This is a genomic window from Collimonas silvisoli (genome assembly GCF_018305005.1).
GTDB classification, from domain to species: domain Bacteria; phylum Pseudomonadota; class Gammaproteobacteria; order Burkholderiales; family Burkholderiaceae_D; genus Collimonas; species Collimonas silvisoli.
This window is the reverse complement of the sequence record NZ_JAGQEG010000241.1, coordinates 1-523: the sequence shown is the minus strand read 5'-3', so window position 1 is coordinate 523 and position 523 is coordinate 1. Positions and strand designations below refer to the sequence as shown.

At 52.4% G+C, this 523-nt stretch carries 1 protein-coding gene; it reads right to left on the bottom strand.

Annotation, left to right across the window (positions count from 1 at the left end; all coding sequences use genetic code 11):
• Positions 1 to 5: 5 nt before the first annotated feature.
• Positions 6 to 523 (bottom strand): IS3 family transposase (locus KHU33_RS26235; RefSeq protein ID WP_211468504.1); only part of this gene is annotated, 518 nt, incomplete at its 5' end.

Sequence of the window (523 nt, the reverse complement as noted above, 5' to 3'; positions counted from 1 at the left end):
TGACCTTACCCCGCTGAGTGCACCAATCGCAAGTTAGTAATTTCGCTGTTTTCGTTGTGATGCAATACCCGGAATTGGTCCGGTGCCATTTGCCCAAGGGCGCTATGTGGACGAACTGAGTTGTAATCAATTCGCCATACTTCGATGCGCTCACGGGCCTCTTGCAGGCTGCGAAACGCATGCTGGTTTAAACATTCTTCGCGCAATCGACCATTAAAGCTCTCGATGTAGGCATTTTCGATAGGCTTGCCTGGCCGAATGAATTCTAGCTTCACACCGCACTGGTGCGCCCAAGCATCCAGCGCTTTGCTAATAAACTCCGGGCCATTGTCTACCTGAATGACACTAGGGCAACGCCCAACTTGGCGCAACTGTTCAAGCACACGTGCCACCCGACTGCCTGTCAGTGAGTGATCAACTTCGATCTTCACGCATTCCCGATTCCATACGTCGATGACTGTCAGCATGCGCATTCTCCTGCCGTTGCTCAGTGCGTCAGAGACGAAATCCATGGCCCAACGCT